At 67.0% G+C, this 8,480-nt stretch carries 11 protein-coding genes; 4 read left to right on the plus strand and 7 right to left on the minus strand.

From position 1 onward, the window contains the following. Positions 1-130 precede the first annotated feature (130 nt). The 4 genes from JZ792_RS24265 to JZ792_RS24280 all read left to right on the plus strand — a co-directional run bounded on the left by JZ792_RS24265 (position 131) and on the right by JZ792_RS24280 (position 3,462). Entirely contained in the window at positions 131-1,513 is a 1,383-nt protein-coding gene (locus JZ792_RS24265; RefSeq protein WP_438804370.1) for a lipase family protein, read from the plus strand. Positions 1,514-1,632: 119 nt separating this feature from the next. Next, positions 1,633-2,508 (plus strand): oxidoreductase, encoded by an 876-nt coding sequence (locus tag JZ792_RS24270; RefSeq protein WP_216913697.1) that lies wholly within the window; start codon positions 1,633-1,635, stop codon positions 2,506-2,508. A 97-nt stretch (positions 2,509-2,605) separates the two neighbouring features. Beyond that, a complete protein-coding gene (locus tag JZ792_RS24275; RefSeq protein WP_308165429.1) occupies positions 2,606-3,052 on the plus strand; it encodes a transcriptional regulator in 447 nt (148 codons plus the stop codon). A gap of 110 nt (positions 3,053-3,162) precedes the next feature. Beyond that, complete coding sequence (locus JZ792_RS24280; RefSeq protein ID WP_308165430.1) at positions 3,163-3,462, plus strand: DUF3817 domain-containing protein; 300 nt, start codon at positions 3,163-3,165, stop codon at positions 3,460-3,462. Here the strand turns inward: JZ792_RS24280 and rdgB are convergent. From rdgB to JZ792_RS24315, 7 genes are all read right to left on the minus strand, one after another. Continuing rightward, a complete protein-coding gene (gene rdgB / locus JZ792_RS24285; RefSeq protein WP_216913703.1) occupies positions 3,450-4,070 on the minus strand; it encodes an RdgB/HAM1 family non-canonical purine NTP pyrophosphatase in 621 nt (206 codons plus the stop codon). The two genes, JZ792_RS24280 and rdgB, sit on opposite strands and share 13 nt — an antisense overlap. After that, positions 4,071-4,844 (minus strand): ribonuclease PH, encoded by a 774-nt coding sequence (rph, locus tag JZ792_RS24290; RefSeq protein ID WP_216913705.1) that lies wholly within the window; start codon positions 4,842-4,844, stop codon positions 4,071-4,073. Between the two features lie 79 nt (positions 4,845-4,923). After that, complete coding sequence (locus JZ792_RS24295; RefSeq protein WP_216913707.1) at positions 4,924-5,688, minus strand: cyclic nucleotide-degrading phosphodiesterase; 765 nt, start codon at positions 5,686-5,688, stop codon at positions 4,924-4,926. Positions 5,689-5,757: 69 nt separating this feature from the next. Further along, positions 5,758-6,492 carry a rhomboid family intramembrane serine protease gene (locus JZ792_RS24300; RefSeq protein WP_216913709.1) on the minus strand — a complete coding sequence of 245 codons (735 nt, stop codon included), beginning with the start codon at positions 6,490-6,492 and terminating at the stop codon, positions 5,758-5,760. Positions 6,493-6,615: 123 nt separating this feature from the next. Then, entirely contained in the window at positions 6,616-7,578 is a 963-nt protein-coding gene (locus JZ792_RS24305) for a PLP-dependent cysteine synthase family protein (protein WP_216913711.1), read from the minus strand. An 8-nt stretch (positions 7,579-7,586) separates the two neighbouring features. Then, complete coding sequence (locus JZ792_RS24310; protein WP_216913713.1) at positions 7,587-7,859, minus strand: MoaD/ThiS family protein; 273 nt, start codon at positions 7,857-7,859, stop codon at positions 7,587-7,589. Positions 7,860-7,949: 90 nt separating this feature from the next. Next, the gene (locus tag JZ792_RS24315; RefSeq protein WP_216913715.1) at positions 7,950-8,372 is read right to left on the minus strand and encodes a M67 family metallopeptidase; all 423 of its coding nucleotides are present in this window, start codon (positions 8,370-8,372) and stop codon (positions 7,950-7,952) included. Positions 8,373-8,480: the final 108 nt, after the last annotated feature.

The raw sequence follows: 8,480 nt of genomic DNA on the forward strand, positions 1-8,480 counted from the left end.
CGGCGCAGTGCCGGTGGTTGTGATCGAGGTCATGTTCGGTGCATACTCGCCTTCATTCTGAAACCAATCGGGCTCAGTTACTCGGCCCGCGGAACGAAGAGGTTCACCCTTGGCAAAGCACGCATCGAAGCTGCTGGCCCTCTCGGTCGCCGTCGCGGCCTGTCTGCCGTTCGTCCTCACCACCTCGGCGGCGGCGGATCCAGCGCCGGACGCCCCGGCGATCGCGCCCGCGCCCGCCTTCCCCATCCCACCGATGCCGCCGGGTTTCGATCCCGCCTTCTACCGCCCCGCCGCCGACAGATTCGCCGATCTGGAGCCGGGGCAGCTGATCGCGGCACGCCAGGTGAATCTGGCCAACCTGTCGCTACTGCCGGTCAATATCGACGCCTGGCAGCTCTCCTACCGGTCGACCGATACCAGGGGCGAACCGATCGCCGCCGTCGCGACGGTGATCAAGCCGCGCGGCGACATGCCCGACCGGCCGCTGCTGTCGTATCAGATCGCCGAGGACTCCACCGGCAACTACTGCATGCCCTCCTACCAGCTACAGATGGGATCCATCCCGGCTCCTCTCACCGGATCGATACTGGTGGCCGCGCAATTCCTCGAAGTCCAGGCGGCGCTCGCCCAGGGCTGGGCGGTCGTCGTCCCCGACCATCAGGGCCCCGACTCCGCCTACGCCGCCGGTCCGCTGGCCGGGCGGATCACCCTGGACGGCATTCGCGCCGCACAGGATTTCGCGCCGATGGGGCTGCCGGGTGACAGCACCAGGGTCGGACTGATGGGCTATTCCGGCGGCGCCATCGCCACCGGCCACACCGCCGAACTGAAACGGAGTTACGCGCCGGAATTGAATATCGTCGGCGCGGCGGAGGGTGGCATTCCGGCGGATCTGTCGGCGGCGTTGAAATTGGCCAACCGGAATCTCTCCTCCGGGTTGATCATGGCGGGCGTGGTCGGCGTCTCGCGTGAATACCCGGCGCTGCGCGAATTCCTGGAGCGTCATTCGACCCCGCTCGGCCGTTTCATGCTGGCGGCCAAGGACCAACTGTGCGCGAGTTACCAATCGGCGCTCTTCCCGTTCGGCGACAATCTCGGCATGCTCGACGCCGATCCTTTCAGCGATCCCGGCGTGGTCGAGACCCTGGCGAAAACTCGTATGGGACAGCAGGTTCCGGATATGCCGATGTTCATGTTCCAGGCGAATATGGATTGGCTGATCCCGGTCGGCCCGGTGAACACCCTCGTCGACACCTACTGCGCGGACCCGACCGCGCGGGTGCGGTACATCCGGGACCACTTCAGCGAACATCTCACCCTCGATCCCATCGGCGCGCCGAGCGCGCTGCTGTGGTTGCGGGACCGCTTCGCGGGTGTGCCGGTGGCGCAGGGCTGTTCGACCACTGACGTCGGGTCGATGATGTTGGACGCCGACACCTGGCGGGTCTGGGAAGAGGTCGCGGGCGTGACGCTGGCGGCGGCGTTCGGAGCGCCGATCGGCGCGGGCCGCTGACATTCCGACGGCGCGGGAAGGTCGTTTCGGTGGGAAACGACCTTCTCGCGGCGTATCGTGCGTGCCGGTCGGCATTTCGCCACTTCCCCCAGAACTTACTCCAGAGTAAGGTTGCGGCCATGGCGTGGAAACCTACTGAGATCCCGGATCAGACCGGGCGCACCTTCGTGATCACCGGTGCGAACGGCGGCCTCGGCACCGAAACCACCAAGGTGCTGGCGGCCAAGGGGGCGACCGTCATCATGGCCTGCCGCAACGCGGCCAAGGCCCAGCGGGTCGCCGACGCGATACCGGGCGATGTGCGCACGGCCGCACTCGACCTGGCCGATCTGGGTTCGGTGCGTGAATTCGCCGAGAACACCGCCGACTTCGATGTGTTGATCAACAACGCGGGCCTGATGAACGTCCCGTTCACCCGCACGAAGGACGGTTTCGAAACCCAATTCGGCGTCAACCACCTGGGCCATTTCGCGCTGACCGGGCTGCTGCTCGACCGCATCGGCGATCGGGTCGTCACGCTGGCGAGTATCGCCCACAAGCAGACCCCGAAATTGTGGATCGACGACCTGAATTACGAGAACCGTCGCTACAACCGCAATCTCGCCTACGCGCAGGCGAAATTGTCGAACCTCATGTTCGCCAGGGAACTACAGCGCAGGCTGGGCGAAGCCGGTTCCGCCAAACGCTCCTACGGTGTGCATCCCGGCGTCTCGGCGACCGACCTGTTCACCCGCACCGAAACCGTGGTCGATCGGATCAGCAAACCATTCATCCGGCTGATCGGCCACGCTCCGGCGAAGGCGGCGCATTCGACCCTGTTCGCCGCGACCGTCCCCGACGCGGACCCCGAAACCTATTGGGGTCCGACACGGCTGATGCAGAGCCAGGGACCGGTGGAGGCATCGCCGTCGACCAAGCTCTCCAAGAACCGGGAGCTGTGGACGCGGCTGTGGGAGGAATCCGAACGCATGACCGGGGTCACCTACAAGTTCTGAGGCGGACCCCTGACGCCGTCCCGCGCGCCCGCGGGACGGCCGTCGACCGCACCACCTGGTCCTACGGCCCGCGTAGTAGACGGGTACCGTGGTAGCCGTGTCCGCTCCTCCCCGCCGCTCGGCACACAATCGCCCGGCCCTCATCACCCTGGTGATCGTGGCCGCGCTCGCCTGCCTCGCGCTGGGCTGGTGGCAGTGGGAACGGTTCGAATCGGCCAGCGGGACCGGACAGAATCTCGGGTACGCGCTGCAATGGCCGCTTTTCGCCGGATTCGCGGTTTTCGCCTATTTCCGATTCGTCCGACTGGAACGCGAGGCCGACGAACCGGCCGACGCCGCGCCCACCCGGACACGGACGAGACAAGCGGCCCCGCGCGAAATTCCCGCGGGCATCCTGCCCGACCGGCCGACCGCCGCCCGCTCCGACGACCCGGTACTGGCGGAATACAACCGCTACCTGGCCGAATTACACGCCGACGATATCGACGTCCAGGTCCGTAAGGCCGGCCTCGACGCTCGCGACACCGAGAGGAGCGCCGGTTGAGCGCCAGCGAGAACGCCACCGAGGCAGGCGAGGCCGGCGAGGCCACCGCCTCGAACCCGACCCTCGACAAGGCCGTCGAGTCCCCCGCCACCGGCGCGAAAACCGCCAAGATCGCGAGCGCGCTGCTGCGCTATCGCGTGCTCGCCTGGGTGACCGGCCTCTGGCTGCTGCTGCTGACCGGCGAGATGATCGCCAAATACGGCTTCGACGTGCACACCCCCAGCTGGATCGCCGTGGTCCACGGCTGGGTGTACTTCGTCTACCTGTTGCTCACCGCCGACCTCGCCGTCAAGGTCCGCTGGCCGATCGGCCGCACCGTCGGCACCCTCATCGCGGGCACCATCCCGCTGCTCTCGTTCTACGTCGAACATTTCAACGCGAAGAAGGTCAAGCGCGACTACGCCCTCTGAGCGTCCTCGGCCAAGGCCGCGAGCGCGGGCAGCAACAGTTTCAGGGCACGGCCGCGATGGGAGATCGCGTCCTTCTCGGCGGGCGTCAACTGCGCGGCGGTCACCGTTGCGCCGTCGGGCACGAACAGCGGGTCGTAACCGAATCCGCCGTCGCCGACCGGAGCGCGATTGATCGACCCCGGCCATTCGCCGCGCACCACGGTCTCCCTGCCACCAGGCACGACCAGCGCGCAGGTGGAGACGAACCGCGCACCGCGTCGCTCGTCGGGGACATCGCCGAGTTGGGCCAGCAGCAGGGCATTGTTGGCCCCGTCCGCGCCGTGGCCACCCGACCAGCGTGCCGACAGCACGCCCGGCATCCCGTTGAGCGCGTCCACCTCGATACCGGAATCGTCGGCCACACAGGCCAATCCGGTGGCGGCGGCGCCGTCGCGGGCCTTGGCCACCGCGTTCTCCTCGAAGGTCGCCCCGGTTTCGGGAGCCTCGTCGTAGGGCGGCACATCGTCGAGTCCGACGATGTCGATCCCGGCGACACCGGCGACCTCGAGGATGCGACGCAATTCCTTCAGCTTCTTCGCATTACGACTGGCGAGCAGAACGCGGGTCATTCACTTCTTCTTCGAGGTCTCGGCGGGTTCGGGGAGGACGCCGGGGTACGGCAGGGCCAGAGCTTCCTTCTGCACGGCGAACAGTCGATCGCAGCCCGCGAGTGCCGAATCGAGCAGTTTGTCGAGCGTGGAACGCGGGAAGGTGGCGCCTTCGCCGGTGCCCTGCACCTCGACGAGGGTGCCAGTATCGGTGGCGACCACATTCATATCGACCTCGGCGCGCGAATCCTCTTCGTACGGTAGGTCCAAACGCACCCGGCCGTCGACGACGCCGACGCTGACCGCGGCGATGGCGCACGAGATCGGCTGCGGATCGGCGAGGCGGCCCGCGGCCGCGAGATAGGTGACCGCGTCGACCAGCGCGACATACGCGCCGGTGATGGCCGCCGTGCGGGTACCGCCGTCGGCCTGGAGTACGTCGCAGTCGATGGCGATGGTGTTCTCACCGATGGCCGCCAGATCGATGCAGGCCCGCAGCGAACGCCCGATCAGTCTGCTGATCTCCTGGGTGCGACCACCGACCTTGCCCTTCACCGATTCCCGGCCGGAGCGGGTGTGGGTGGCGGCGGGCAGCATCGCGTATTCGGCGGTGAGCCAGCCGAGTCCGGAATCGCGTCGCCACGGTGGCACGCCGTCGTTGACGCTCGCGGTGCACATCACCCGCGTCTGCCCGAATTCCACCAGCACCGAACCGGCTGGATGCCTGGTGAATCCACGGGTGATCCGTACCTCGCGGAGCTCATCGTCCGCCCTGCCATCGGCTCGTCTCGACACGGGGGTAAGCGTACTGGTTGATATCTTTCGCGCCTGCGGCACGCCGCCACCCCCGGATATTTCACCGGAGCGCAGCCGGTCAGATATCGAACGTTTCGCCCGGTGCGACCGCGTGCACGGGACCGGAGAACACCGCCTTCGCCTCGGCGATCACGTCCTCGCGCGAAGTCCACGGCGGAATATGGGTCAGCAGCAATTCCTTGACGCCCGCCTCGGCCGCGAGCCGCCCCGCCTCGGTACCCGAAAGGTGAATTCCGGGCGGGCGATTGGCCGGATCGTGGGTCCAGGACGCCTCCGACATCAGAATGTCGGCTCCCTGCGCCAATTCACGTACCGCATCGCACATCGCGGTATCGCCGGTGTAGACGAATACGCGCCCCGTGGCGGTGACGAAACGTAATCCGTAGGATTCCGGCGGGTGGTACATCCTTCGGGCCGTGACCGTGTGGCCCGGCCCGAATTCGATCGTCTCCCCCTCGCGCCACACCCGATGGTCGATCACATCCGACCAGTCGTCGCATTCGCCGCCGACCTCGGCCGACGCGTTGCCGATGCGCACCGCCGCGTCCGAAGGACCGCGCACGATGGCCCGCCCCACCGGCGGAGTCGGATGGTAGCGCCGCCACACCAACAGCCCGGGTAGGTCCAGACAGTGATCGGCGTGCAGGTGGGTGAGGAAGATATCGATCTCGCCCGGGTCGGCGTGACGCTGGAGCGCGCCGAGAACACCGGGGCCGAAATCGATGACGACCGGTGACATGCCCGGACCGCTCAACAGGTACCCCGACGCTGGGGAGTCCGGGCCGGACACGCTGCCCGAGCACCCGAGGACGGTAAGGCGCATTCCCTCATGCTGCCACGACGAATTCTCGGTCACGAAAGGATCCCCCAAATTCCTGAGCGGGCCGCACTCTCACCGTGGCGACGCAATGACTCCGGACTGATCCCCGCGACGTTTTCGGCGTGCATCACCAGAGAGTACCCAGCCCGCAAACACTCCACCCATCGCCCCGAAAAGATGCCCCTGCCAAGATATTCCAGGTGGCCCGGGCAGCACGCCCCACAATAGCGATCCGTAGACGAAGAGAACCCCGATGCCGATCATGATGTGGCGGACGTTGCCCGCGAACCACCCGCGACAGATCAGATAGGTCAACCAGCCGAAGACCAGCGACGACGCACCGATGTGCACGCTGTTGTCCGCGCCGGTCAGCCAGGTGCCGACGCCCGCGACGAGCCAGATGATCCCGGTGGCGGCGAGCCCGCGCAGGACACCGGAGAGCAGGACGAGGAAACCCATGATCAGCAGCGGCAGGGTGTTGCTCATCAGGTGATCCCAGCCGCCGTGCAGCACCGGGGCCCAGACGATCCCGGACAGCCCGTCGACCTCGCGCGGCTCGATACCGGCCGCGTCCAGATCACCGCCGCCGATCTGGTCGACGCCCTCGATGACATAGAGCAGAACGACGAATCCGCAGATCAACGCCGCGGCACGGAACCACGGCTGTCCCGTGGCGGCGAAACCACGCGGCCGCGCCGGGCTCGTCGCCGGTACCGGCGGTGTACCGCCCGGTGTCGAGAACCGGGCACGCAGTGCCGCGATCCGATCGGAGTCGAAGGACGACCCCTGCCCCGCACCCCCGGTCATGGCATACCTCCTCGTGAGCGCGGATCTGCGCTGTCCTTCGAGGGTACCGACCGGGACGAATCCCGCCGGGTAGTGCGACAACACGCCCGCGCGGCGACCGCGCGGGCGTGTCGGAACGAACGGTCAGGCCCAGAGCTGACCGTCGAGACGTTCCTCGGCCTCTTCCAAGGTGCCGTCGTAGGCGCCGGTCGACAGATATTTCCAGCCGCCGTCCGCGACCACGAAGGCGATATCGGCCCGCGTACCCGCCTTGACCGCCTTACGGGCCACGCCGAGCGCGGCGTGCAGGATCGCACCGGTGGAGATTCCGGCGAATATCCCCTCTTCCAGCACCAATTCGCGGGTCCGTTTGACAGCGTCGAAGGGGCCGACGGAGAACCGCGTGGTCAGCACCGACTCGTCGTACAGCTCCGGGATGAAACCCTCGTCGATATTGCGCAGCCCGTAGACCAATTCCCCGTAGCGGGGTTCGGCGGCGACGATCTCGATCTCCGGCACCTTCTCGCGCAGGAATCGGCCGGTTCCCATCAGCGTTCCCGTGGTGCCGAGGCCCGCGACGAAATGGGTGATCTCGGGTAGGTCGGCGAGAATCTCCGGGCCCGTCGTCTCGTAGTGCGCGAGCGCGTTGGCGGGATTGCCGTATTGGTACAGCATCACCCAGTCCGGGTTTTCGGCCGCGATCTCCTTGGCCAGCGCTACAGCCTGGTTCGATCCGCCCGCCGCCGGGGAATCGATGATCCGCGCGCCGAACATGGTGAGCAACTGCCTGCGCTCGACCGAGGTGTTCTCCGGCATGACGCAAACCAGTGCGTAACCCTTGAGCTTGGCCGCCATCGCCAGCGAGATACCGGTGTTTCCGCTGGTCGGCTCCAGGATCGTGCAGCCGGGCGTGAGCAGGCCGTCGGTCTCGGCCTGTTCGATCATCCGCAGTGCGGGCCGGTCCTTGATCGAGCCGGTGGGATTGCGGTCCTCGAGTTTGGCCCACAGCCGCACGTGATCCTCGCCGTCCCATCGGGGCGAGAGCGTGCGCAACCCGACCAGCGGGGTGTCGCCGAGGGTCGCGATCAGCGATTCGTAGCGCGCCACGGCGGTGATCAGCCTCCGGCGACGGCGGGCAGGATGGTCACCGAAGCGCCCTCGGGCACCTCGGCCGCGAGACCGCCGGTGAAACGCACATCCTCGTCATCGACGTAGATGTTGACGAAACGGTTCAGCTTGCCGTCCTTGAGCAGGCGCTCGGCCAGTCCGGGATGGTTGGCGTCCAGGTTCTCGATCAGCGCCGACAGTGTCGAGCCGTCGGCCTGCACGCGCTTCTCGCCTCCGGTGAGGCCGCGCATGATGGTCGGGATGGACACGGTTACCGACATGGGTACTCCTCGATTTCGACCGTACTGGCCACTGGGTTGAACACACCGGCCGAACTGCACCGGTCGAGCACTGCTTTTCGGGGTCGACTGCTATTCGGGGTCGTAGGCGTCGACGATCCGCACCGGTTCCTCGGTGACCTCCCCGTCGACGATCCGGTAGCTGCGCAGCTCGTGCTGTTCCGGATCGCGGGTGGAGATCAGCACGTAATGCGCGTAGGGCTCGGAGGCATAGGAGATATCGGTGCGGCTCGGATACGCCTCGGTGGCGGTATGCGAGTGGTAGATCACCACCGGCGTCTCGTCGGCGTCGTCCATCGCGCGCCAGACCTTCAACTGCTCGCCGGAGTCGAACCGGTAGAAGGTCGGCGAACGCTCGGCGTTGATCATGGCGACGAAACGCCGCGGGCGATCCGAACCGTCCGGGCCCGCGATGATTCCGCACGCCTCGTCCGGATGGTCGGCCCGGGCGTGCGCCACCATCGCCTCGACGAGGTCGGCCTTGATCACCAGCACGAGTCACCCTTCCACGGTCGGCACACCGCCGTATCGGCACGCCGCCGACCGGCACACACTGCCGACGTATTCGCCATCGACAACGAGTCAGAATATTCGGCTATTCCC

The organism is Nocardia noduli, assembly GCF_019038455.1.
GTDB classification, from domain to species: Bacteria; Actinomycetota; Actinomycetes; order Mycobacteriales; family Mycobacteriaceae; genus Nocardia; species Nocardia noduli.